Here is a 23925-nt window from a genome sequence, read left to right on the forward strand (position 1 = left end):
CTGGTGGCTGTGCTCGGCCTAACGTAGGGGAACGTCAGCGATCGTCTCCAGGGGTCCTCGATGCCAAGCCGCACCCCGTTCAAGATCATGAACCGCACCGTGAACCACTTGCTCCACGGGCTCCTGCGCTCGCCACTGCACCGGCTCATCAGCGGCAAGGTCGCGCTGCTCAGCTACGGGGGTCGCCGCACCGGGCGACGGTACACGATCCCGGTCTTCTACCGCGACAAGGGTGAACGCATCACGGTCGCCGTGGGATGGCCCGACCGCAAGGTGTGGTGGCGCAACCTCACCGGCGCCGGGGCACCGGTGCAGCTGGTGGTCCGAGGCGAGGAGGTCAGCGGGCACGCGGTCGCCACGAGAGAGGGTGACGAGGACGCCATCGTGCGCATCGACCTCGACGACGACGGACAGACCCGCCCTGGGGTGGTCCGGTGAATCGCACGGAGAACCCGGAGGCCGCGGACGAGGCCTTCGAGGCCCACGAGTGGTCGCGCGCATGCGAGCACCTGGAAGCGGCGGAGGGACGAGCAGCGCTCGACCACCGCGACCTCGCGCGGCTCGCGACCGTGCGCTACCTGCTCGGACGAGAGCTCGACAGCATCGATACGTGGGCGCGAGCATCCCGGCTCGCCCACGAACAGCAGGATCACGTCCGGGCGGCACGGTGCTGCCTCTGGGCTGGCTCGTATCGCTGAACCGAGGTGATCTGCCGGCGGGCGACCTGACCCTGAACGTGCAGGATGCGCCCCCTCGACCGTAGGGTTCCTCGGACGCGCTCGATGGCGGAGGGCACGTGGACGGATCGAAGGTCAAGCACGACCTCCAGCGCTACCTGCAGGGGGGCCGCGAGGCGCTGCTGTGGAAGCTCGAGGGCCTCTCCGAGTACGACGTCCGCCGACCGATGGTCGCGACGGGCACCAACCTCCTGGGCCTGGTCAAGCACCTGGCGACCATGGAGGCCGGCTACCTCGGCGCGGTCTTCCAACGCCCCCTCGGCGAGCCGATGCCGTGGACAGGCGAGGGGGCCGAGCCGAACGCGGACCTGTGGGCGACGGCTGACGAGTCACGGGAACGCATCGAGGACCTCTACCGACGGGTCTGGGCACACACCGACGCCACGATCGACCAGCTCGATCTGGATGCGACTGGTCGCGTGCCCTGGTGGCCGCAGGATCGCAACCCGGTCACGCTGCACCGCATCCTCGTGCACGTGATCGCGGAGACCCACCGGCACGCAGGACATGCCGACATCGTGCGAGAGCTCATCGACGGCGCCGTCGGACTGCGACCTGACAACGACAACATGGCGCCCGGCGACGCGGCGTGGTGGCAGGACTACCGCGACCGACTCGAACGCGTGGCACGGGACGCCGCGGAAGCTGATCGGCGAGCTGCCGACCGATGAACGACACGACATCCGCCACGGCCGCGAACGGTCTCGTCCGGAGAGCTCGCTGGCTCGCGTACCTCACCATCGCCTGGAACGCCGTCGAAGCGGTCGTCGCGATCGCGGCCGGAGCCGCCGCTGGCTCGCTCGCGCTGATCGGGTTCGGGATCGACTCGACCATCGAGACGATGTCGGCCCTCGTGGTCGTATGGCGACTCAACGACGTCTCCGACGACCGCGAGGAGCGGGCGCTCAAGCTCATCGCCGTGAGCTTCTTCCTCCTCGCCGCCTACATCACCGTCCAGTCGGCACGCGACCTCATCACCGGAAGTCAGGCCGAGACGTCGATCCCCGGCATCACCATCACGGCCCTCTCCCTCATCGTGATGCCGCTGCTGGCGAGGGCCAAGCAACATGTCGGCCAGCGGATGAGGAGCCGCGTCGTCCTCGCCGACGCGGTCGAGACCTGGCTGTGCACCTACCTGTCCGCGATCGTCCTGGCGGGACTGCTCCTGAACGCCACGGTCGGCTGGTGGTGGGCTGACCCGGTCGCGGCCCTCGGAGTCGCCTACCTCGCGCTGCGCGAGGGACGCGAGGCGTGGGAAGGCTGATCAGCCTCCACCCCGCTCCTGGTTGCCTACGCTCTGCCCCTCCCACGGCACCGGGAGGCCGCGTGACGTCGATCCGCCGGAGCCTGCCGCAGATCGCGACGGTCGGCACGGCGATCGTGCTCGCCGGTACCGCCGTGACCGGCGCCCACGGCCAGGATTCCGACCTCTCCGGGGTGCCGCGCGCCGACTGCGGCCCGGGATCGGAGCCCGAGACCGCCGAGCAGGGACGCGTGCCCGCCAGCGACCACGAGTCCGGTCGCGCCGACCACCCCTACACCTGCAACACCGAGATCGTCGGCCACCACGGCTCGACCGGCGGCTTCAAGGTGCACCGGTACGTGGACGCTTCGGGGACCGAGTGCGCGTACTACGACTCGACCGTGCTGCTGCCGATCAACGTGCTGAACCAGGCCAGCGACGGCGCGGGCGTCATCGTCCTCGACATGTCCGATCCCGCCAACCCCGTGGCGACGACCACGCTCGTGACACCGGCGATGCTGTCGCCGCACGAGTCCCTCGTCCTGCACGAGGGCCGGGGGCTGCTCGCCGCGGTGATGGGGACGGCAGCCAGCTACCCCGGGATCGTCGACATCTACGACGTCTCGCAGGACTGCACCCGCCCGACCCTGCTGTCCTCCACACCGGTCGGCTTCCTCGGTCACGAGTCGGGGTTCTCGCCCGACGGGATGACCTTCTGGTCGAGCTCGGAGGCGACCGCGTTCGTCGCGGCCGTGGACGTGTCCGACCCGACCCTGCCCGTCACGCTGTGGGTGGGCACCAACCCCTCGCACGGCATCACCATCAGCGAGGACGGGACCCGCGCCTACCTCACGCCGGTCGGGACGAACGCCACCCCGCCGTTCCCGACGGGTCCCGACTTCCGCAGTGGCGTGACCATCCTCGACGTCACCGACATCCAGGAGCGACGTCTCGACCCCCAACCCCAGGTCGTGTCCCAACTCACCTGGCCTGAGGCGAGCATCGCCCAGACCGCCATCCCCGTCAGCATCGACGACCACCCGTACCTGGTGGAGATCGACGAGTTCGTCCCGGTCCCGGATCTGTTCGACACGGACGGCGTTCCCGGCGCGGCGCGGATCATCGACATCGCCGACGAGACCGCTCCGAGGGTGGTGTCCAACATCCGGCTCGAGGTGCACGATCCGCAGGTCCGCGAGGCGTCGGGGCTGCGGGACGACCCCAACGGCAGCAGCGGGGTGCTCGGGTACGTCGGCCACTACTGCGCCGTGCCGCGGCGCGAGGACCCCGGGATCGTGGCGTGCAGCTTCGTGGCATCGGGACTGCGGGTGTTCGACATCCGGGACCCGCAGAACCCCCGTGAGATCGCCTACTTCAACGCCCCGCCCGACCCGGAGTCGTTCACGGGACAGGGCGGCACGGCGTTCGCGATGTCCGCCCCGGCGTTCGTGCCGGAGCGGGGCGAGATCTGGTACTCGGACGTGAACAGCGGGTTCTGGGCGATCCGCGTGACCAACGACGTGTGGCCGTTCCCCGCGGACCGTTCACCCACGGAGGGGCGGGCTCGGGACGAGTCCGCTCCGGACGCCGGTCCAGCACCCGTGAGCAGGCCCAGCACGCCGGGGACGGGCAACCCTCTACCCGCAGGCGCAGCGGCCGCGGTGCTTCTCGCGATGGGGGTGGCGGCGCGACGTGCGTCGCGGCGTGGGACGGGCCCGCAGCGGCGGGGTGGCCCGTGACCGGGGCCGTGGAGTCCGGCGGGGCGCGCGACGGCGAACGGCGGCTGCCCCGAGGCCCTGTTGCCACGGCGGCCTCCCTGGCCATGACCATCGCCGCCACGCTGGTCCTGTCGATCGTGCCTGCGGAGGGCCACCTGCCCTCCGCCGCGGACGCCTACCGGTGGGTCGACCCGCCCTCTGGGATCGCGCCGACCTCCCCGGCCGAGGCTCGTCGCGCCCAGGTACCCGCCGAAGTCTTCGCTGCCGGACGAGCCGACGTCTGGACCCCGGACCTCCAAGCCATCGTCGCACTGGGAGCGACCGCCACCGGGGGCGGGGCGGCGCACGTGAGCCTGTCCCCCATCGCCCCGGCCCGTTTGCCGGCGCTCCCCGCGTCGCTGGTGCCGAACGGCAACGCCTACCGCGTGGAGGTGTCGACGCCGGGTTGGCGGCCGGCAGGGGTCGAGCTGCGGCTGGCGACCCCGTTCCCCGCAGCATCGATGTGGTCCCTCGAAGGCGGCCGGTGGATCGAGCTCGACGGCTCGACCGGCCCGGACCGCGTGTCCGCGCCGGTTGGGGGTACCGGGGTGTTCCTGGCCGGAGCTGTGCGGACCGATGGACACGACAGCTGGTGGGCCCGCATCTCGCACGACCCGCTACGTCCCGCGCTGCTCACCGCGGCGTTGATGAGCGCGCTCCTCGGCGGCCGTCGGCGACGCTCGGCGCACCCACCCCGGGCCCGTCGAGGAGGCCAGCTCGTGACGATCCGGCTCGACTGGCCTCCTGCTTCATCGTAGGCCGTCTCGCGACGACGGTTCACGAGCCAGACTCGTGTGGGGTCGGGACATCAAGCAACAGGTCGGTCGCGATGCGCTGCACCTCTGCGCGGGTGCGCCCTCGATGGTCGGAGGCCAGGAACTGGCTGCCGATGAACACGGTGAACACCAGGAAGCAGCGGGCCTCGACCTCGTCGTCATCGGCGATGAACTGGCCGAACAGCGAGCGCAGGTAGTCCATCCGGCGGTTGTCGACCCGCCGGAGACGGTCGGCGACGGCCTCGTCGTGTCGGGCCCAGTTGCGGATGGCGAGCTCGATCCTCGGGAGCTGCTTGCTCGACGACGCGAGCGCGAACAGCCGAGCGAGCTTTGCCCGCGCTTCACCGCCGGCAGCGTCGATGTGCTCGATCACGCTATCCACGACGCTGTGCTCCCACGTGTCGAGCATCTCGTCGAGCAACGCGCGACGCCCATCGAAGTGCCAGTAGAAACCGCCCTTCGTGACCCCGAGGTCCCGCGCGAGAGCCTCGATGCGGACAGCGTCCGGCCCACCAGCGGCGACGGTGCGCAGCGCTTCCTCGATCCAGCGCGCCCGGGGCGTGCGTACGTGGGCCATGCGTCTATCCGAGGATGCGAGTTGACGGCGCCGCCGAGCGCGCTACGGTTCTTCCATACGGTACCGTATGGAAGGTCTAGGTGTGAGACTTCCGCCGAGTGCACACAGATCGCGACCATGGCGCATCCACGAGATCGCCCCTGACTTCCGACTCGAGGACGTCTGGAAGCTGCCCACTCCGGGCAGTCCCGAGGACTTCCCTCGACTGGTCGACGGCTTCGCCTCCGGTGATCCGCTGCGCAGCGATTCGTCCATGGTTCGCGCACTGTTCGCGATCCGGTGGAAGCTCGGAGACCTGCTCGGCTGGGACCGCCCGGACTCCGGCGTGCACTCACGGATGCCGACGCTCCGCGATCGCCTCCCCGAGGACCTCCGAGGTTCGGCATCTCTGGTGGAGTTCGAGACGCTGCCCTTCGCGCCGCTGTTCCTGCTCGCCGACGAGTTCGCTGCCGAGACCGCGAACCGGACGATGCACGGGATCCTGCACCTCGGATGGGTTCCCGACGCGGGGGGCGGCTACCACGGGCAGATGGCCGTCCTGGTCAAGCCGAACGGTTCCTTGGGGAGTGCGTACATGACCGCGATCAGGCCGTTCCGGTACCTGATCGTGTACCCCCAACTCTTGCGGCAGATCGAACGGACGTGGACGCAGAACGAGGTGCGAACATGACGTCCCCGCTCACGGACCACACCGCTCGGCCCCACGACAACGTGCGTGCGAACACCAGCACCGACCGCTGGACGGTACGGGGGTGCCTCCCGTTTCTCCTAGGGTGAACACCGGCCAGTGCACGGCGGGCCAGCTCACGTTCGTGAGGGTGTCCTGCTTGGTGGAGTGAGGAGACCTCGGTGCCCAGCGGGGCGTTGTTCGGCTTCATCGCGACCGGTGTGACCCTGGCCATCTTCCTCTGGTGGACGGCACGCGAACTGCGTCGGGTGGAACGCCCCGATGACGAGCCCCCGTCCTCGAAGGAGGCCGGGGTGGAGCGGTGAGCACCAAGGACCGCGCGACCCTCGAGCCACACACGACCGAGCTGTCGCGGTCGCTGTCGGAGTTCGACATCACGATGATCGGCGTCGGCGCCATGATCGGCGCTGGCATCTTCGTGCTGACCGGGATCGCCGCCGGGACCACCGGCCCGTCGTTGATGCTGGCGTTCGCCCTCAACGGCGTCGTAACCATCTTCACCGCGATGGTGTACGCCGAGCTGGGATCAGCGATCCCGGAGGCGGGCGGGGGCTACCTGTGGGTCCGTGACGCCCTGGGACGTTCCCAGAGCTTCCTGGCTGGCTGGATGTCGTGGTTCTCACACGCGGTCGCGGGCAGCCTCTACGCCTTGGGGTTCGGGGCGTTCGCCAACCTACTGGTCGAACGTGCGGGTTGGGGGCTGCCTCACATCGTCGGACTGGGCCCGGAGAAGTACGTCGGGGTGCTGATCGCCGTGGCGTTCCTCGCCATCAACTTCCGGGGAGCCTCCGAGACCGGGCTGGCGGGCAACATCGTCACGCTGGCCAAGTTGATCGTCATCGGGCTGTTCATCGGCTTCGGCCTTTTCTCCATGCTGCGGGAACCGTCCACCTCGGTCGAGCACTTCGAGCCGTTCATCCCGCGTGGGTACGGACAGATCTTCGTGGCGATGGGGATCACGTTCATCGCCTTCGAGGGCTACGAGATCATCGTTCAGGCGGGTGAGGAGGTCCGTGATCCCAAGCACAGCATCCCGCGCGCCGTCTTCAAGTCCCTGCTGATCGTCATCCCGATCTACGTCCTCGTGGCGATCACGGCCGTCGGCGCCATCGACGCTCAGGGCGATCAGGCGACCTGGCAGTTCCTCGGCGAGCAGAAGGAACTCGGTCTGGCACTGGCCGCGGACGCGTTCATGCCGTTCGGCACGGTCATCATCCTGATCGGCGGGTTGCTCTCGACGATCTCGGCACTCAACGCCACGACCTACTCCTCCACCAGGGTGGCGTTCGCGATGGGACGCGACCGGGTCCTGCCTGACGCGTTCGGCAAGGTCCACCAGCGCTTCCAGACCCCCCACATCGCCCTGGCAGCCTCCGGGTTGATCATCGTGTTCATGGTCCTGGCGATCCCGATCGAGGACGTCGCCGCAGCCGCGGACGTGATGTTCCTCCTGCTGTTCCTCCAGGTGAACTACGCCGTCATCCGCATCCGCGGCGAGTTCGGAGATCGGCTCGACTACGGCTACCTGATGCCGTTCTACCCCTGGGTGCCGATCATCGGGATCATCACCAAGGCGTTCCTGGCCGTCTACCTGTTCAACTTCTCCCCCCTCGCCTGGCTGTTCGCCGGCATCTGGATCGCCGTCGGGGCGGGCGTGTTCGTCGCCTACGCGCGCACCCGGGTGGCGTCCGAGGACCGGCCCCAGATCACCTACGAACGCAAGGCGGGCCCGCGGGAAGAGCATCCCGTGTTCGCCGCCATCGGCAACCCGCAGACCGCCGAACCGATCCTCACGATCGCAACCGCCGTCGCACGGGCGCGCGGCGTGCAGGTCGTTGCCATGCCCGTCGTACGGGTGTCCCGGCAGATCCCCATCCGCCAAGCACGCCAGCGCACGGACGAGGCCCAACCCGCCATCGACGCGATCGAGGCGTTCGCCGCCGAGGTCGACGACGTGGCGATCAACGTGGTCGTCGGTGTGGGACGCGCCATCTCCAAGACCATCGTCAGCATCGCCGAGCGAGAAGGCGCCGACCTGCTCGTCATCGGATGGCGTGGGACGGTCCACCCGGGCAACGTCCGCGGCTCGGTGGCGCAGGAGGTGCTGCGCCGCGCCCCACAGGATGTCTACGTGGTCAAGCCTCCGAGCGACGTCGCGACGGTGGAGCACGTGCTCGTGGGCGTCAGCCCAGGGATCCGATCACCGGACGCGGTGAGAGCTGGTTCGGCGCTGGCTCGCGGCACTGGAGCACCGCTGCGTCTGCTGACGGTCCGGCGTCCGAACCAGGCGCAGAGCGGCGAACTTGAAGCGCACCTCGAGGCTGCGCGGCAGCACGCCATCGATCTCGGTGTGCCGCCTGCCAGCACCGAGACCGAGATGCTCGAGTCACCCTCGGCGCTCGACGCCTTCGAGGAGGTGGCTAGCCCGAACACCGCGTTCGTCACCGGGGCGTCCCGGGACTGGATGTTCCGACGCACGCTCCTCGGCCAGTTCTCCGACGCGGTCGCCAACCGGTTGCCCGGCATCACCATCGTGGTGCGACCGGGCGAAGCGCGAGCCCTGTACTGGTGGCGCCAACTCACCGATCTGGTCCGGCGACGCAGCGCGTCGCGAGAACGTTCCATCGGTAACTGACCGCCGCGACCCCCGCATCACCAGTCAGCGCACCAACGAGGATGATGGTGTGCAGCGCGGCGCAGGCGACGTCCTCGAACGAGATGGTGCGGAAGCCGAAGCTGGGCGCTGGTGACCGGGTTCGGTCCCGTCGCCAGCCAGCAGGTACCCCAGATCCGTCGCGGGGCGATGCGTCGGCGCGAGCGGTCTCTCACCGCACCTGGTCGTGGCGTTCGACGACGACGACTCGCTGGACGCAAATCCGTTAGATTGTTCAACTATATGGAGCTGCAGCGGGAGGGTGACGCACCATGGCCAAGGGCAACGAGGAGATAACGGGCTGGAAGGTCTACAGCCGCCTGATCCGGAAGATGTCAAGGCCGGGTGTGCTACCAGCGTTCGTCAAGGCTCGCCGACTGGACAACGACACTGTCGACTCTCTCGGTCAACGCGTCGTTGTCGCGTCCGCGACGTGGCCTGACGAGATCGCGATCAAGTACGAGGACCTGGCGATCACCTGGCGCGAGTTCAACGAGCGCACCAACCGCTACGCCCACGCACTCGCCGACAGAAGCATCGGCAGGGACGACGTCGTGGCCGTCGACGTGGTCAACCGGCCGGAGATGCTCGTGGCGACGATGGCGGTCCTGAAGCTCGGGGGGATCGCGGCGCTGATCAACACGGGGATCAAGGGCGACCCGCTCGCCCACTCGCTGCGCGTCGTGGATCCGAAGGCGATCATCATCGGCGAGGAACAGGTCGCCTCGCTCGAGACCATCTCCACCGACGGGATCGCCGAGACGTGGCTGTGGATCTCGGACGGGGGCGGGGCGGGCTGTCCTCACGAGTGGACCGACCTCGACGAGGCTGCCGCCAGCGCCCCGACGACCAACCCGCCCGTGACAGCGAGCCTCAAGCTCGGGCACCCGGCGATCTACATCTACACATCCGGGACGACGGGCCTCCCGAAGGCGGCTATCACCAAGCACCTGCGACTGCGCATGGGAGGCATGCTCGTCGGCAAGGCGATCCTGGAACTCACGCCGTCGGACACCGTCTACTCGCCGCTGCCGCTGTACCACTCCACGGGCCTGCTCGGTGCCTGGGCCTCTGCCGTCCACACCGGGTCAGCGATCGCGATCGGCCGCAGGTTCAGCGCATCGACGTTCTGGGACGAGATCCGTCGGCACGAGGCCACGGCGTTCAACTACGTCGGCGAGGTACTGCGCTACCTGCTCAACCAGCCCCCGACACCCGGGGACCGCGACCACAGCGTCCGTGGCATCTACGGGGCGGGGTTGCGGCCGGAGATCTGGGACGAGTTCAAGGAGCGCTTCAACATCCCCAACATCTACGAGGTTTGGGGGGCGTCCGAGTCGCCGAACGGCTTCCTCAACCTGTTGAACTTCGACAAGACCATCGGCTGGAACCCGATGGGGTGGAAGACCGTCGAGTGGGACATGGTGCGGGAGCAGCCGGTACGCGGCGCAGACGGGTTCATGCGCGAGATCGGTCCCGGCGGCACCGGACTGCTGATCATGAAGATCGACGCGCACCAGGAGTTCGCGGGCTACACGGACGCCGAGGCGACCGAGAAGAAGATCCTCCGAGACGTGTTCGAGCCGAGCGACGCGTGGTTCGACTCCGGCGATCTGGTCCACAACCTCGGTCACGGTCACGCCCGGTTCGTCGATCGGACCGGCGACACGTACCGCTGGAACGGCGAGAACGTCGCCACGACCGAGGTCGAAGGCGTCGCCGGAGCGTGGCACCAGGTCGATCAAGCGGTCGTGTACGGCGTCGAGGTCCCTGGCACGGAGGGACGCTGTGGCATGGTGCTGCTGATGCTGCACGAAGGCCAGGAGCTCGACGCCGAAGGGTTCGCCAAGCACCTGCGCTCGCAGCTGCCCAAGTTCGCCGTCCCTCGGTTCGTGCGGATCAGCTCCACCGTCGCCATGACCGGAACCTTCCGGCCGCAGAAGTTCGACCTCAAGTCGGACGGCTACGATCCGGCCAAGATCACCGATCCGCTCCTGATCCTGGTCCCGGACGAGGACGCCTTCCGGCCCGTCACGCCCGAGGTGGTCGACCAGGTCGCCTCCGGCGATATCCGCCTCTAGCGACGCTGCTCGTATGACCGATCAGGCCCCACCCCCCACCCATGGCGCTGCGCGGCGAGCCCCGCGGCTGCGGCTGGTCGCGACGCCCGAGGCCACGATCGCCACGTGGGAGTGGGAGGGGGACGGGCCGTCCATCCTCCTCGTCCACGCAGCCGGCTTCCACGGTCGGTGCTGGGACCGGGTCGTCGACGCACTGCCCCCGACGTACAGGGTGCTCGCCGTCGACTGTCGAGGCCACGGTCGTAGCAGCACGCCCGAACCTCCCTACCCCTGGTCGAGACTCGCCAACGACCTGGTCGAGGTCGTGGACCAGCTGGATCTGGACACGTTGATGGGGGTCGGTCACTCGATGGGAGGCCACCTCGTGACGCGGCTCGCCGCTGCACGGCCCGGCCGCTTCGATCGTCTCCTGCTGCTCGACCCGGTCATCGTCGCGCCAGAGCTCTTCGACCTCATCGCAGCCGCCGCGGACCTCGTTCAGCCCGTCCGTCGACGCAGCGACTTCACATCCGCACGCGACATGGCGGAGTGGCTCGCCACGCGCGAGAGCTTCGTCCGCTGGGACCCCGATGTGCTCGACGACTACTGCCAACACGCGTTGCGCTCGGCCACCGACGGCGACGGCTTCGAGTTGGCGTGTACACCGGAGATCGAGGGTGCGGCCTACGTCGGCCAGACGGAAGCCGACATCTACGACGACGTGCGATCGATCGAGTTCCCCGTCCACGTGGTCCGCTGCCCGCAACGCCTCGAGGCCCGGGGCCTGACCGACCTGTCGATCTCGACGGCGTTCACGTACTCACCCACATGGCCCGAGCTGGCTCAACAGTTCCGGACCGCCACGGACCAGCTGCTGCCCGACGGCATCTCTCACCTGTTCCCGATGGAGAGTCCGCGCCTCGTCGCCGAGCTGATCGCGGCGCAGGCAGAGGCGGGAAGCGAACCGATCCCGTAGGACGCCGTCTGGGCCACACATCCGTATCAGGGGTGCAGTCGTGCGTCTACGGTCCGCGGCATGGAGCTGTCGGCAACACGGACGGCGACGATCGTCGCGCTGCTGGTCCACGTGCTCGTGACGGCCGGCCCGGTCTGGGCGCAGACGGATCTCGTGACCATCACGGTCGACCCCTCGGTCACCGTCGGCCCCACGAACCAGCACCTCATCGGTTTCGGCTGGAACACCGGTCAGCCGCTCGATCCCATCGCGCCGCTGTCACCTGAGACGATCCGGATCGACGCCTCCCTGCAGCAACTCTCCACTGGGCCCGACGAGCTCGATCTGGGTCCGCTGCTGCAGAAGATCGCCGAGATCCGACGCATCGGCAGCGAACCGCAGGTGATCCTGAGCTACACACCTGCGTGGCTGGGTGAGCCCAACGCGGCCGGTCGCGACCCGACCCGGGTCGCTCCCTCCGACCTCGATGCGTGGGAGGCGCTCATCGAGCAGGTCGTCGAGGGCGTGGCGACCGCCCCGGCGCCGGCATCCCGCTTCGAGGTGTGGAACGAGCCAGATCTCCCGATCTTCTGGCAGGACACCCTGACGGCCTTCCTCGACATGGCGGTCCGCACACACCGCGCCGTCGCCACGATCGCAGAGCGCACCGATCTGCCTCTGGAGATCGGGGGGCCAGCGACGGTCTTCCCCAACGCGCCGTTCATCGCGGCCTACGTGCAGCGGATCGGCTTCGAGGGTCTGCCGCTCGACTACGTCAGCTGGCACTACTACGGCAACTACCCGCTCCTCGGCCCGGACGGAGCCGAAGGCACCATCCCCGATCCCTTGCTGCCTCTGTACCCCGCGATCGGCCGCGAGAACCCGATCACCAGCCCGCGCATCCTCAGCCTCGGTGTGGAGGTGGTCCGAGCCGCTGTGGTCGCAGCCTCACCCGGCGTCGAGACGCGGCCTCCACTCGTCCTCGACGAGTGGAACCTCTCCGCCGGTGGCCTCGACCAACGCCACGACACACACGTCGGAGCCTCCTTCGCCGCGGGGACGCTGATCGAGCTGGAACGCGTGGAGCTCGACCGCGCGGACCTGTACCGAGCGCGCTCGCAGGCGCAGCGCGGTGACTGGGGCATCGTGTTCCCCGATGGCTCACGCAAGCCGACGTGGTGGACCTTCCACGCATGGCACGAGACCGCAGGGCAGCGGATCCGGACGGTCGGCGACGATCCCAGGGGCGGGGTGTGGGCACGCGCGACACGTACCGACCGGTACGTCCACGTGCTTCTGGTCAACTGGCTCGCGCAGGGTGGAGCCGAACGTGGAGCGGCCGTGGCGGTGCCGGGCATGTGCACGGCCGAGATCGCGAGGCTCGATGCCTCGTCCTCCGACCTCTCGACGTTCGCGGCGGTCGAGATCGTCGACGGCGCGGTCGAGCTCGCGCTCCCCGTTCAGTCGCTGACGTGGGTGCGCACCGCCAGCACCTGCCCCGACTCGTCCGACGCGTCGACCGCGCCCGAGCCCTCCGATGTCGAGCCCGTACCGATGCCGACGACAGGTGGAGGTAGCGCAGCCGCAGCGCTGGCCATCACGATCGGTCTCGTCCTCTTCAGGCATCGACGCCCGTAGCGAGGTCACGTCACAACACTGGGGAGGCCTGGGAACGGGGCCGGGCAGATCCCCACGCCCAACGCAACGCCGTGACGAACGGGTCGAGCATCAACCCGGCGATCAACGCGGCGACGCCGCCAGCGAGGATCCCGGCGCCGATCGCTATCCCCACTCGTCGCATCCGTACCTCAGCCGTCGTTGTGAACAGTAGATGGGGGGCCGAGACCCCGGCTCCGAGCGTCGCGATCATGGGGAGCCGGAGGTCCTCACGGCAGGGAGCCCGTGTGCGGGAGCGCTCCTCGGGGGGCCGCCAGCGGGATTGTAGGGCTCGACCAGACTTGCAGCCGAAGCCCGGCCGGTTCCGTCAGCGCCACCGCGCACCCCCTGTTCATGACGCTCATCGGTCCGTAGCGTCTTGCCCCTCGGGGCGGCACCTCCTGTCGGCCATCGCTGCCTCGCGAGGGACTGTGGCGATGAACGAACATGCGGTCGTGATCGCGGGTGGAGGTCCCACGGGCCTGATGCTCGCGGGCGAGCTGGCGCTGGCGGGAGTCGACGTCGTCATCGTCGAACGACGCACCGATCAGCACGTCGACGGATCGCGAGCCGGGGGTCTTCACTCGCGCACCATCGAGGTACTGGACCAGCGTGGCATCGCGGAACGGTTCGTCTCGGCCGGGAAGGAGCATCCGCGCCTGGCCTACGCCGGGATCATGTTGGACATCGGCGACCTCCCTACCCGCCACAACTACGTGCTCGCGCTGTGGCAGCGCGAGTTCGAGCCCATCCTGGCCGACTGGGTCGATGAGCTCGGGGTTCCGATCCTTCGTGGCTCCGAGGTGGTGGGCTTCGCTCAAGACGACAACGGCGTCGACGTCGAGATCTCCGACGGCACGTCGCTTCGAGCGCAGTACCTCGTCGGGTGCGACGGAGGACGCAGCCTGGTACGCAAGGCCGCCGGCATCGACTTCGCCGGGTTGGATGCCTCGACCAGCTGGATGATCGCCGAGGTCGAGATGGACGAGGAGCCCGAGCTCGGCTTCCACCGCGACAGCGCCGGCACCCACGCCATCGGTCGGAGGGAAGACGGGGAACCGATCGGGGTCGTGCTCACCGAACGGAACCTCGAGCACACCGGCGAGCCCAGCATGGGCGAGCTCCGCGAGGCACTCGTCGCCGTGTACGGGACCGACTACGGGCTCCGCAGCGCCCACTGGATCTCGAGGTTCACCGACATGGCACGCCAGGCAGCCTCCTACCGCCACGGCCGCGTGCTGCTCGCCGGGGACGCCGCACACGTGCATCCCCCGCACGGCGGCCAGGGCCTCAACACCGGGGTGCAGGACGCCGTGAACCTCGGATGGAAGCTCGCCCAGGTCGTGGTCGGCACGTCGCCCGACAGCCTGCTCGACACCTACCACGACGAGCGCCACCCTGTCGGGGCACGAGTCATCCACAACACCATGGCGCAGGTCGCGCTGGGCCGCCCCGACGAGCGGTCGCAGGCCGCCCGCGACACCGTGCACGACTTGCTGAGCGCAGATGAGCCACGTCGACGCATCGCCACCATGCTCTCCGCTCTCGACATCCACTACGACCTCGGAGAGGGACACCCGCTGCTCGGGCGGCGCATGCCTGACCTCGACCTGCACACCACCGACGGTCTCGAGCGCGTGTTCACGCTGCTGCACGACGCCCGGCCAGTGCTGCTCAACCTCGGCCAACCGGGCCGCTTCGACATCACGCCATGGGCAGATCGAGTCCAGAGGATCGACGCCGAACATGTCGGCACGTGGGAGCTCCCGGTGATCGGCGAGGTCACCGCTCCCCCAGCCGTGTTGATCCGCCCCGACGGCTACGTGGCCTGGGTGGGAGAGCTCAGCGACCCCGGGCTTCCCGACGCGCTGACCACCTGGTTCGGAGCGCAAAGGGCGGCGTAGCGCGAAGGGGATCCGGTCCAGCACCTCGTGGAGGGGGCGTGCCCGTCAGACGAGTCAGCTGCCGCGCCCGGGCGCATCCGAGGCGCCGGGATCGAGCTCGGCGAACACGACGATGTTGTCCTCGTAGCTGCGTACGCGACGGTCGAACGGGCCGCCGCAGGTGATGAGCCGGAGCCCGGCGTGGTCGATGTCGCCGTACACGGCTGCGGTCGGGAAGGCGTCCTTGGAGTGCTGTTCGACGCGCGTCACCCGGAACACGACGGTGGTGCCGTCCTGGCGAGTCACCTCGACGGCGTCGCCCGGCTGTAGATCGTGCAGCCGGGCGAAGACGCCTGCGCTGCCGCCGTGGTCCACATGGCCGGCGAAGATCGCCGGGCCGAGCTCCCCAGGTGTCGGCGCCCCCGTGTACCAGCCGGCGGGGAAGGCGCCGGGCGGCACCTCCATGCTGCCGTCGTCCTGCAAGCCGAGGCCGACGAGCGCGGAGTCGACCGCGATCGCCGGGATGCGCACGCGCGTCGGCACGGATCGCGTCAGCGTCAGTGGGTCCGGCGCGAGCGGGGCGATCGGGGCGCGGGGGTCGAGGACCGCACCGCCGCCGAGCCAGGAGGCACCCCGGGGGTCCGCGGGTACGGGGACGACCGAGGTGGGGGCAGCCGCGGCGGCGACGACGTCAGGTGCCTCGGTCGGGACCGCAACGGGCATCGCCGCCTCGGCAGGGGCGAACGCCGTCCCCAGGAGCACGGCCACGGCGGCCAGCAACCGCGCACGGGGCCGGATCACGGCGGTGGGACGGGTCGCCCGAGCGGAGGAGGTCACGATCCGAGGCGGCGGCGCGCGCCGAACAGCACCAGGCCGGCGAGGGCGGGGAGCAGGAGCAGCACCCCCGCGGCGCCCTCCGGGGCCCGATCCATCGCCACGCTACCGTCGCCGGCTGGGACCCCTCCGCTCGGGACGTCGGGCACCTGCGGGGTCCCGCTCGTCGGCGGGGTCGGGCCGGACGGCGCGTCCGGTGCCGCCGGCGCGTCCGGTGCCGTCGGCGCGTCCGGGGCACCGGTGGTCGGGCTGGTGGTCGCGCCGGTCGGACCCGGCGTGGAGTCGATGGGGGCGGCGACCTCGGAGGGGGAGGTCGACGGGGTCGGGGTCGCGTCCGGGCTCGGGCTCGCGTCCGGGCTCGGTGTCGGGTCCGGGGTGGGCGAGGCGTCCGGGCTCGGTGTCGGGTCCGGGGCGGGCTCGGACGGGCAGTCCGCCCGCGTGATCGTGTTGGTGTCCATGGTGACGGCGCCGTCGCGGGCGAGGGCACGGCCGCGGATGGTTGCGCCGGTGTTGAGGGTGACCGAGGCCAGTGCCAGGATGTTGCCGGCGAAGGAGGTGCGGGTGTCCAGCGTCGCGGAGCTGCCGACCTGCCAGAAGACGTTGCAGGCGTCTGCGCCGTTGATCAGGCTCACGCTGCTGTCGACCCCGGTTTTCAGCGTGCTGCCAGTCTGGAAGATCCACACCGTGTCGGGGTCGTTCTGGGCGTCGAGGGTGAGGGTTCCGGTGATGAAGAAGGTGCCGTCTAGGGAGTTGTAGACCCCGCCGAACAGGGTCTCTCCGCCAAGTTCGGTATCCACGGTGGTGCGTGGTTGCTGAGCGGCGGCGTTGTCGTACGCGGTCACCAGGTCGATCTTGGCATCCCGGGCGGTGTCGTTGGCGATGTGGCGCTGCCCGTTCAGCGTCACGCTGTCGAACCCCGAGACCGCGCTGCCCGGGTGCAGGCCGACGTCGCCCGTGATGGTGGTCGGTCCGGTGTTGGTGATCGTCTCCCCGGCCAGGACCGCGAAGCTCCCCGCGGTGCCCAGGTCGACCTGGGTCGCGGCACGGGCGGTGCCGTACGGGCCGGCGAGCACGACCGCCGCCACCATCCCGAGCACCGCGGCGATGGACACGGCCCGGAGGCGGGTGTCCCGGGTCCTGGCTGTCGCTGTGCCACTGTCGTTGGGGCGGCCCATGAGCCGATCCTTCCGGATCGCCTCGTCGGGCGGTCCAACCGTGCGCCACCCCGGACGGGCGGACGTCGATGCTGCTACCTGAGTTATCGGCAGTTTATTTCTAGAACTTTATTGCTAGTATAGTGGCGATGCCCGAATGGAGCTTCCTTACGAACCACGCCCGGGTCCTGCTCGCCATCGCGGCCGACCCGGAGCTCCGGCTGCGCCAGATCGCGGACGCCGTGGGCATAACGGAGCGACGGGTCCACGGGATCGTCACCGACCTCACCGACAGCGGCTACCTCACGAAGGAACGGGCGGGGCGGCGCAACCGCTACGCCATCCACACCCAGCAGCCGCTGAGCCAGGATCTCAGCGACCGCGGCACGGTGGGGGACCTCGTGACGCTGCTGGCACCCCGGGGCGACGATCCGGCCGGCGCCGCTTCCTGACGGCGAGCGTGCGGTGGCGCGGTCGGACGCGGCCCGGCACTGGGGGCCGCGCCGGTGCAGTTCAGCGACCTCCGGGGCCCGTCGATCGGGTCGTGGCCCCAGCGGGCTGCGGCTCTAGCACGCGGGCTCGGTGTCAGCCAGCGCTCAACCCCAGAGGCCGTCGAACAGCGGTCCGGTGATGGTCAGTTCGAGGCCGGGGAGGGCGGCGAAGAGCGCGAACAGTGCCAGGGCGGCGCCCGCCAGAGCGAGATCCTTGAGGAACTGGACCTGCTCCATCTGCCTCTCCTGGTCGTCGGCTGCCTTCCAGGGTCCGTGCATCATGAACGCGGTCGGGACCAGGAAGATCACGAGCAGCAGCGCCCCGAGGTCGGCCCACACCCCGAGCAGCACCATCAGCCCGCCGACCAGGATGAGCAGGCCCGAGACCGTGACCGCGGCGCGCGGCGACGGCACCCCCTTGGACTGCGCGTACCCGGTCATCGCGTCGGTCTGGGTCAGGTGACCGAACGCCGACATCAGGAACAGACCCGCGAACAGGACCCTGCCCACTAGCACCACCACATCCATACCCGGACTCCCACTCGACGATCGTTACGTCCCATCATCACACATCCTAGGCACGATGGTCCTGCCTACGACGGTGAGGTCGAGCCCCCCCTCGTCGACCGGCTGCGCCGCTGACGCACATCAACCTGCCGTCGGAGCCTCCGACCATGCGCTGACGACTTCCTCGATCGCCGGGGATCGAGCCGCTTCCCACCGGTACTCCGAACGGGGCGGCCGGTCCTCGTACTGTCGGCGCTCGAGCACGCCGGCATCGACGAGGCGACCGAGACGGTCCGTCAGGACGGTGCGCGCGACGCCGAGGCCCCTCGCGAGATCCTCGAACCGACGCACCCCGGAGCGCGTCGGCGCGCACCTGGCTCTGGCCTCACCATCCACCGCGACAGCACTGCGTCTCCTCGATTCGCCGACGATGTGATCGACCGTGCCCCGAAGGTCGCTGGCGGGTGGGCGGGCGCGGTCTCGGAGCGACTGGGGCCGGGACACGCCGGCCCATCCGCGCGCGCGCCTGGTGCAGGCGCGGGCCGCCGCGTTGGGCGGAACATCTCGCCGAGTTCGATGGCGTCATACGACACGACAAGTTCCGCCAGTGCCTCTCGCTGGGAGACGTCGACGCGGACATCGCCGAACTCGCACGCCGGGGCGCTCGTGTTAGGGTCGCGGCGAGCTTCCGGCCCGACGTCGAAGCACTTGGGTAGCCCCGACGAGAGGGGGCGTAGGTGAACGGCAAGCGCGTGGGCCGGCTGGTCCTGGTGGCCATGGTGGCGGCACTGGTCGGGGCATCGCCCGGGATCGCCGTGGCCGACCACCCCCAGCCACAACCGGACGTATCGCAGATGGACTACACGCCGATCGGCTTCTGGGAGCCGGGGACGCCCATCCCCTCCCCACTCGACCCGCCCGCCGACCCCAACCCCTCGGGTCGGTGGGTCGCGTACGACACGAACCTCTACGAGACGCTGAACTTCCCGATGCGTCAGGCCGGTGACACGACCGACGATGATCCGCCGGGCAGCGGGGACCCGCGCCACGGGTTCTGTCCGCCGGCGCCCGAGTCGCCCGTCTTCGGCCGGTGCGACAACCACCAACTGGAGTATCTGGACCACTACGAGGCCGCGATGCGCGAGATCCTCGGGGACTTCGGTGTGGTGATCCACCGCTACGAGTTCGAGGTACCGGACGACGGCCTTCCGACGGGCACCTACCTCGGCACGCAGCACGGCCGGGGCATCAACATCGCCGCGACCGTGCCGGGTGCGGACCATCCAGACGAGCGCGTGCTCGTCAGCGGGCACTACGACTTCACGGACAGCGGTCCTGCCGCCGCCTGGGACTCCGCCGAGGGTCACGCCGAGGTCATCCGCATGGCGGCGATCATGGCCGACTACTGGCGTAAGACGGGCACGCGGCCATCGGCGACGATGACGTTCGTGCCGTGGGACGCCGAGGAGGTCGGCACCATCGGTTCCGCCCACTACGCCGACAACAACATCCCGCCCGGCGAGGAGCACAAGGTTCGGGGCTACTTCAACGTCGACCCGTGCGCGGGCGCCTACCCCGCGTTCCGCAACGGCAACCCGACCAGCCGCGTCCCTGAGGTCATGCAGCTGGCCAACCCGGCCCCGTGGGCCGACGAGCCCGACGTGCAGGCGCGCATCGAGGCGTTCAACGCACGCGCCGAGACCATCGTCGACGAGGTGTTCGACAACCTCGACGACACCATCACCACCGGTGGGACGGAGTTCCCGATCTTCGTGTCCGACGCGGAGGCCGAGGAGTCCGGCGAGGCGTCGCAGCGCGACGAGATCGTGACCGCCGTGGGCGGGTTGGCGCTCTTCACGAGCGACTACCGCAACTTCGAGGCGCTAGGCATCCCGATCTTCAACCTGTTCCCCGACTACTTCGGCCCCCACGCCGACGGTGAGCCGGCCTCCTCCGAGGGCCTGGGGATCCTGCACACGCCACGCGACAACCTGACCACGATCAACGCGCTCACCAGCACCGACCAGACCGGCATGACCGCGTCGGAGGGCTGGGCCAAGGGCATGGAGATGTGCGCCCAGCTGGAGTCCTGGTACATGCTGCAGCCCGAGATGGCCGGCGGCCAGGACGTCACCGCGGACGTGGTCGCCTACTACGAGGCGCTGCCCAACGAAGCCATCGTCGGACAGGACGCCGTGCGCTTCGACGCGTCCGGCAGCTACCGCTACCTCGACCCCGCCGCCCGCTCCTTCGTCGACGACGCACAACTGACCTACGCCTGGGACTTCGGCGACGGCACGTCGGGAACCGGCAAGCTGGCCGAGCACACCTACAGCGAGGTGGGAGTCTTCCTCGCCACGCTGACCGTTACCGACACGTCCACGGGGGCGACCGGGTCGATGTCGGTCCCGATCACGGTCATCCCGTCGAACCTGCAACCGCCCGTGCTCGATGACCTGCCCGAGGAGGACGAAGACGGGACGTTCGAGCTGACCTGGACCTACGACGGCTCGACCGAGGGGTTCGAGCACTACGCGGTCGAGGAGAGCACGGACGTCCGCGTGCTGCTCGCCGACGATGCTGAAGGTGAGCTGGACGCGCTGTGGGTCGCCAACGATCCCGAGCACGATCAGGTGCATCCGTGGCAGCCCAGCGACGGGTCGCCGTCGCTCTACGGCAACAAGGCGCACGAGGGACGCAGCTACTGGACGGGCACCAACCCACCAGCCCCCTCGCCGTTAAACGTGGCCTCGACGCTGACCCTCCGCGAGCCGTTCACCGTGCCGCTCGAGGGCGATACCCAGCTGACCTTCTGGTCGTACTACGAGAGCGAGAGCGACGACGCCGGTGTCGTCGAGGTCGCTCCCGTGGTGGGGGGCAGGATCGGCGGCTGGGTGGAGGTGATGCGCGAGGAGGGAACGATCCTGAGCGAGGGCAAGGGGCCTGCCGGGGCGCTGGTCAACCGCACGGTCAGCCTCGCCCGGTTCGCCGGCAAGGACGTGGTCCTGCGGTTCCGCTACCAGCTCGGTGGCAGCGATCCCGTGGTCTCCCAGCCTGTGGGGTGGTACGTCGACGACGTAGCGGTCGTGACGGGGACGTGGTCGCAGATCGGCCAGGCCACCGAGACCACCTTCGAGGTCACCGACCGGCCCAACGGGACCTACGGCTACCGGGTCCGTGCCGTGTTCGCCGACGACGTGACGTCCGGTGCGAGCAACCCGGAGGTCGTCACGGTGACCGACAGCAGCACCTCGCCCCCGTCCCCCCCGTCCCCCCCGTCCCCCCCGACTCCCCCACCCGCCCCGGAACCCGAGCCGGAACCCCTGCCCGCCACGGGCGGAGGCGCCGTCACCCTCTCGCTGCTGCTGCTCGTCGGCGGGCTCTTCGCGACCCGCCGGCGGGGACGCAGCGTGCCGCATCCGACGCGCTGAGGGCACTGAGCGCCACAGAGTTCTCCGCGGGCGTCCCCGCGTCAGAGGCCGCCCTTCCGCACGGCTCTAGGTGCTCCCATCGATGCCTGTCGATGTCAAGGCCCGGTACCTGTGCGACACCTTGGCTCCGGTACCTGGGTGACACCGCTTCGGTCAGTGAAGCGGGGTGGGGCGGCGTTGATGCCGTCGGGTCTGCCAGCGGGGTTGGCGAACGCGCCGTGCTCGCGGGATCGGTCGTGACGGATCGGGTGGGTCCGTGCGAGCTGGCCATCCACGGCGATCTGGACCGTGTTCCCCAACGATCGTGACGACGGCCGACATGCGCTTGTAGCGGTTGCCGACCCGGTAGGCGTGCCCCGCGAACGACACGCTGCCGGAGCCGTCGACCTTGCGGACCACCGGCACCCCCACGGTCGCGGGACGGCGCGGCTGGCGCTGCTGCAGCCGCGGCGCCGGAGCCGGCCCGGGCCGGAACCGCCGCGCGTGGCTCGCGACGTGCACGCCACGGTTGAAGATCTCCAGCACCCCCTCGCGTGAGGTGACCTGCACGGTCTGACCCGCCAACCACCGGCCCGCCAGGTACTTGAACGTGTCCAGGCTGATCGTCCCCGACGTGGACACCTTGCAGGTGACGACCTCCACGTCTGGGCCGGCCACCACCTCCACCGGCGCCAGCGCTGCGGGCTCGACCGGCTCGAGCGGATCAGCGACCGCCAACTCGAACCGCTCCAACGGCGTGACCATGCCGATGCCCTGATGGGGCCGCTCGGTGTTGTAGCGCGCGACCCAGACGTCGATGGCGGCCTGCGCCTCCACGATCGAGTCGAAAGTCTTGCCGTCGAGGAACTCGCGCGTGAGGGTCTTGTGGAACCGCTCCACCTTCCCCGTCGTGGTCGGCGAACGGGGCGGCCCCTGGCGCAACAGCGCAGCGAAGTCTCGCGAGGTGCGCGTGAGCAGGATCCGATCCCGTTCGATCTGAGCCATCCGCTCCCCGCGGCGTCACGATTGACGGTAGCCGAGAGGTCCCGTCTGGGTACGACAACAAGACGTACCGCCCCGACCGCTCGACTCGGCGCTCGCATGCCGCTCAGGATCGGAACGTTTCGGGGAAGTCCAGGACCCACACCCTCCGCTGGGAGCGCACCGTTCAGGCCCACAGACTCGTCAGGCTGCCTCCTCGACGATGGCCGCGGCTCCTTGTTCCATGCAGGACAACGTCGCGGTGGCGTCGAAACGATCCTGCGAGAACGTGAGCCGGAGGTGGTCGATGCGACGGGTCGTGCTGCTCGTGATCGCGGCTGTGCTGGTGCCGTTGCCCGCGCTCGACGCGAGAGCCGGGACCTCCTGTGTCCCGTGGACCATGCGGACGGTGGCCGACGGGCTGGGCAGCCTCGAGAACCTCGAGCCCGACGGGACCGGCGGGATGCTGATCGGCGCCTCGTCACGCAACGCCGTCGAGCGGTTGATGCCCGACGGCAGCCGTACGACCGTGGCGTCGGTGCGCGCGCCCGGCGGTCTGCGGGTACGTGGTCAGACGCTGTACGCCGTGACCGGTGGCAGCTTCGTCGCGGGGCTGACCGGCGCGGAGGGGACGGTCGACGCGATCGGTCTGCGCATCGGCGAGCACGTCACCTACTCGCGCCCGCTGGAGTTCCCCAACGGGCTGGTGTTCGAGCCGGACGGCGATGCCTACGTGAGCCGTGACTTCGGTGAGGATGCGCACATCACCCGCATCCCGGCGTCCGATCCGATGCACCCTGACACGCGCTGGGCCGCTCTGAAGGACACCAACGGTCTGGCCATCGACCCGACCAACACGTGGCTGTACGCCTCGACGACCTTCAACGCCGAGGCCGCCGTTTATCGCATCCTCCTCGACGACCCGGCCGTCATCGAACGGATCGCCGAGCTGGGATCGCTGACCGATCCGTTCAACGGGCTCGACGACATGACCATCGGCAACGACGGAGAGCTGTACATCACGGCGAATGGGATGGGGCGAATCTGGCAGCTGGACCCCGAGACGGGCGAACGGTGCATCATCGCCTCGGGACTTCAGAACCCCACCGCCGTCAAGTTCGGGCGCGGACCCGGCTGGCCCGCCGACCACCTGTTCGTCAGCGGCTGGGACGGGCGCATCCGCGAGCTCGCCCCGCCCGGTTGAGCTGCACGGCGAGCGCGTCCCCTGCTAGGCCGGGCGCAAACCCACAGCTGGAGGCGCCAATGGCCCTGTCCGAGCGCGAGAAGGCGGACCTGCTCGCGTCCGTCCCGCTGTTCGCCTCGATCGGACGTGCCGAGCTGAACCAGGAGATATCAGGGGTTCCGAGTGGTAGCGGGGGCAGGATTTGAACCTGCGACCTCCGGGTTATGAGCCCACTCGACTACGTCCAGCTGGTGACGTCGAGTGCCGTCCTGTGCCGTTGCGTCCAGCGATTCGGCCGGTCTTGTGACGGCTGGTGTCGCCCTGTACCGGCCTGGACCGGGACGTTCGTGAGCGAACCGTGAGCGAGCGACACTCGCCCA

Annotated in this window: 22 protein-coding genes; 16 read left to right on the top strand and 6 right to left on the bottom strand. The window is 69.6% G+C overall.

What is annotated here, in order from left to right; all coding sequences use genetic code 11:
• Positions 1-60: 60 nt before the first annotated feature.
• The 6 genes from KY469_11495 (at position 61) to KY469_11520 (ending at position 4495) form a co-directional block, all read left to right on the top strand.
• Positions 61-438: a nitroreductase family deazaflavin-dependent oxidoreductase gene (locus KY469_11495; protein ID MBW3663714.1), complete on the top strand. Its 378-nt coding sequence runs from the start codon at positions 61-63 to the stop codon at positions 436-438.
• Positions 435-698 (top strand): hypothetical protein, encoded by a 264-nt coding sequence (locus KY469_11500; protein MBW3663715.1) that lies wholly within the window; start codon positions 435-437, stop codon positions 696-698. The genes KY469_11495 and KY469_11500 overlap by 4 nt, the downstream gene beginning before the upstream one ends.
• A gap of 98 nt (positions 699-796) precedes the next feature.
• Positions 797-1408: a DinB family protein gene (locus KY469_11505; GenBank protein ID MBW3663716.1), complete on the top strand. Its 612-nt coding sequence runs from the start codon at positions 797-799 to the stop codon at positions 1406-1408.
• Entirely contained in the window at positions 1405-2001 is a 597-nt protein-coding gene (locus KY469_11510) for a cation transporter (GenBank protein ID MBW3663717.1), read from the top strand. Before KY469_11505 ends, KY469_11510 begins: the two co-directional genes overlap by 4 nt.
• A 62-nt stretch (positions 2002-2063) precedes the next feature.
• A complete protein-coding gene (locus tag KY469_11515) occupies positions 2064-3719 on the top strand; it encodes a hypothetical protein (protein ID MBW3663718.1) in 1656 nt (551 codons plus the stop codon).
• On the top strand, positions 3716-4495 hold the full coding sequence (locus tag KY469_11520; protein MBW3663719.1) for a hypothetical protein: 780 nt from the start codon (positions 3716-3718) through the stop codon (positions 4493-4495). Before KY469_11515 ends, KY469_11520 begins: the two co-directional genes overlap by 4 nt.
• Before the next feature lie 19 nt (positions 4496-4514).
• Here KY469_11520 and KY469_11525 read toward each other — a convergent pair whose 3' ends face one another.
• A complete protein-coding gene (locus KY469_11525; protein ID MBW3663720.1) occupies positions 4515-5090 on the bottom strand; it encodes a TetR/AcrR family transcriptional regulator in 576 nt (191 codons plus the stop codon).
• A gap of 82 nt (positions 5091-5172) precedes the next feature.
• Here KY469_11525 and KY469_11530 point away from each other — a divergent pair, with 82 nt between their 5' ends.
• The 7 genes from KY469_11530 (at position 5173) to KY469_11560 (ending at position 15006) form a co-directional block, all read left to right on the top strand.
• Positions 5173-5760 (top strand): DUF2867 domain-containing protein, encoded by a 588-nt coding sequence (locus KY469_11530; protein ID MBW3663721.1) that lies wholly within the window; start codon positions 5173-5175, stop codon positions 5758-5760.
• A 179-nt stretch (positions 5761-5939) separates the two neighbouring features.
• Positions 5940-6083 (top strand): hypothetical protein, encoded by a 144-nt coding sequence (locus KY469_11535; GenBank protein MBW3663722.1) that lies wholly within the window; start codon positions 5940-5942, stop codon positions 6081-6083.
• The gene (locus tag KY469_11540) at positions 6080-8413 is read left to right on the top strand and encodes an amino acid permease (protein ID MBW3663723.1); all 2334 of its coding nucleotides are present in this window, start codon (positions 6080-6082) and stop codon (positions 8411-8413) included. Before KY469_11535 ends, KY469_11540 begins: the two co-directional genes overlap by 4 nt.
• Positions 8414-8703: 290 nt before the next feature.
• Positions 8704-10512 (top strand): long-chain-acyl-CoA synthetase, encoded by a 1809-nt coding sequence (locus tag KY469_11545; protein MBW3663724.1) that lies wholly within the window; start codon positions 8704-8706, stop codon positions 10510-10512.
• A 13-nt stretch (positions 10513-10525) separates the two neighbouring features.
• Entirely contained in the window at positions 10526-11467 is a 942-nt protein-coding gene (locus tag KY469_11550; protein ID MBW3663725.1) for an alpha/beta hydrolase, read from the top strand.
• 60 nt (positions 11468-11527) lie between these two features.
• Positions 11528-13084 (top strand): hypothetical protein, encoded by a 1557-nt coding sequence (locus KY469_11555; GenBank protein ID MBW3663726.1) that lies wholly within the window; start codon positions 11528-11530, stop codon positions 13082-13084.
• A 455-nt stretch (positions 13085-13539) separates the two neighbouring features.
• Positions 13540-15006, top strand: a complete 1467-nt coding sequence (locus tag KY469_11560) for an FAD-dependent monooxygenase (protein ID MBW3663727.1) — start codon at positions 13540-13542, stop codon at positions 15004-15006.
• Positions 15007-15060: 54 nt separating this feature from the next.
• Here KY469_11560 and KY469_11565 read toward each other — a convergent pair whose 3' ends face one another.
• Both KY469_11565 and KY469_11570 read right to left on the bottom strand, forming a co-directional pair.
• Positions 15061-15708: a class F sortase gene (locus KY469_11565; protein MBW3663728.1), complete on the bottom strand. Its 648-nt coding sequence runs from the start codon at positions 15706-15708 to the stop codon at positions 15061-15063.
• A gap of 110 nt (positions 15709-15818) precedes the next feature.
• Complete coding sequence (locus tag KY469_11570) at positions 15819-16994, bottom strand: DUF3494 domain-containing protein (protein MBW3663729.1); 1176 nt, start codon at positions 16992-16994, stop codon at positions 15819-15821.
• A gap of 128 nt (positions 16995-17122) precedes the next feature.
• On the opposite strand from KY469_11570, the gene KY469_11575 reads away from it, so the two are divergent.
• Positions 17123-17425 carry a winged helix-turn-helix domain-containing protein gene (locus tag KY469_11575; protein ID MBW3663730.1) on the top strand — a complete coding sequence of 101 codons (303 nt, stop codon included), beginning with the start codon at positions 17123-17125 and terminating at the stop codon, positions 17423-17425.
• A 144-nt stretch (positions 17426-17569) separates the two neighbouring features.
• Here KY469_11575 and KY469_11580 read toward each other — a convergent pair whose 3' ends face one another.
• Both KY469_11580 and KY469_11585 read right to left on the bottom strand, forming a co-directional pair.
• Positions 17570-17992, bottom strand: coding sequence for a DoxX family protein (locus KY469_11580; protein ID MBW3663731.1), 423 nt, complete (start codon positions 17990-17992; stop codon positions 17570-17572).
• Positions 17993-18112: 120 nt separating this feature from the next.
• Complete coding sequence (locus KY469_11585; protein MBW3663732.1) at positions 18113-18403, bottom strand: winged helix-turn-helix transcriptional regulator; 291 nt, start codon at positions 18401-18403, stop codon at positions 18113-18115.
• Positions 18404-18708: 305 nt separating this feature from the next.
• Here KY469_11585 and KY469_11590 point away from each other — a divergent pair, with 305 nt between their 5' ends.
• Complete coding sequence (locus tag KY469_11590; GenBank protein ID MBW3663733.1) at positions 18709-21402, top strand: M28 family peptidase; 2694 nt, start codon at positions 18709-18711, stop codon at positions 21400-21402.
• 153 nt (positions 21403-21555) lie between these two features.
• Here the strand turns inward: KY469_11590 and KY469_11595 are convergent, their stop codons facing one another.
• The gene (locus tag KY469_11595) at positions 21556-22386 is read right to left on the bottom strand and encodes an integrase core domain-containing protein (GenBank protein ID MBW3663734.1); all 831 of its coding nucleotides are present in this window, start codon (positions 22384-22386) and stop codon (positions 21556-21558) included.
• Between the two features lie 283 nt (positions 22387-22669).
• On the opposite strand from KY469_11595, the gene KY469_11600 reads away from it, so the two are divergent.
• Complete coding sequence (locus KY469_11600; protein ID MBW3663735.1) at positions 22670-23566, top strand: SMP-30/gluconolactonase/LRE family protein; 897 nt, start codon at positions 22670-22672, stop codon at positions 23564-23566.
• Positions 23567-23925: the final 359 nt, after the last annotated feature.

The organism is Actinomycetota bacterium, from assembly GCA_019347575.1.
Lineage (GTDB): Bacteria > Actinomycetota > Nitriliruptoria > Nitriliruptorales > Nitriliruptoraceae > JAHWKY01.

What these genes read in the sequence shown, in the direction of transcription:
- KY469_11510 (MBW3663717.1), top strand. Translation starts at nt 1,405, where the DNA reads ATGAACGACACGACATCCGCCACGGCCGCGAACGGTCTCGTCCGGAGA.
- KY469_11550 (MBW3663725.1), top strand. Translation starts at nt 10,526, where the DNA reads ATGACCGATCAGGCCCCACCCCCCACCCATGGCGCTGCGCGGCGAGCC.
- KY469_11495 (MBW3663714.1), top strand. Translation starts at nt 61, where the DNA reads ATGCCAAGCCGCACCCCGTTCAAGATCATGAACCGCACCGTGAACCAC.
- KY469_11565 (MBW3663728.1), bottom strand. Translation starts at nt 15,708, where the DNA reads ATGCCCGTTGCGGTCCCGACCGAGGCACCTGACGTCGTCGCCGCCGCG.
- KY469_11600 (MBW3663735.1), top strand. Translation starts at nt 22,670, where the DNA reads ATGCGACGGGTCGTGCTGCTCGTGATCGCGGCTGTGCTGGTGCCGTTG.
- KY469_11575 (MBW3663730.1), top strand. Translation starts at nt 17,123, where the DNA reads ATGCCCGAATGGAGCTTCCTTACGAACCACGCCCGGGTCCTGCTCGCC.
- KY469_11545 (MBW3663724.1), top strand. Translation starts at nt 8,704, where the DNA reads ATGGCCAAGGGCAACGAGGAGATAACGGGCTGGAAGGTCTACAGCCGC.
- KY469_11560 (MBW3663727.1), top strand. Translation starts at nt 13,540, where the DNA reads ATGAACGAACATGCGGTCGTGATCGCGGGTGGAGGTCCCACGGGCCTG.
- KY469_11580 (MBW3663731.1), bottom strand. Translation starts at nt 17,992, where the DNA reads ATGGATGTGGTGGTGCTAGTGGGCAGGGTCCTGTTCGCGGGTCTGTTC.
- KY469_11555 (MBW3663726.1), top strand. Translation starts at nt 11,528, where the DNA reads ATGGAGCTGTCGGCAACACGGACGGCGACGATCGTCGCGCTGCTGGTC.
- KY469_11595 (MBW3663734.1), bottom strand. Translation starts at nt 22,386, where the DNA reads ATGGCTCAGATCGAACGGGATCGGATCCTGCTCACGCGCACCTCGCGA.
- KY469_11525 (MBW3663720.1), bottom strand. Translation starts at nt 5,090, where the DNA reads ATGGCCCACGTACGCACGCCCCGGGCGCGCTGGATCGAGGAAGCGCTG.
- KY469_11570 (MBW3663729.1), bottom strand. Translation starts at nt 16,994, where the DNA reads ATGGGCCGCCCCAACGACAGTGGCACAGCGACAGCCAGGACCCGGGAC.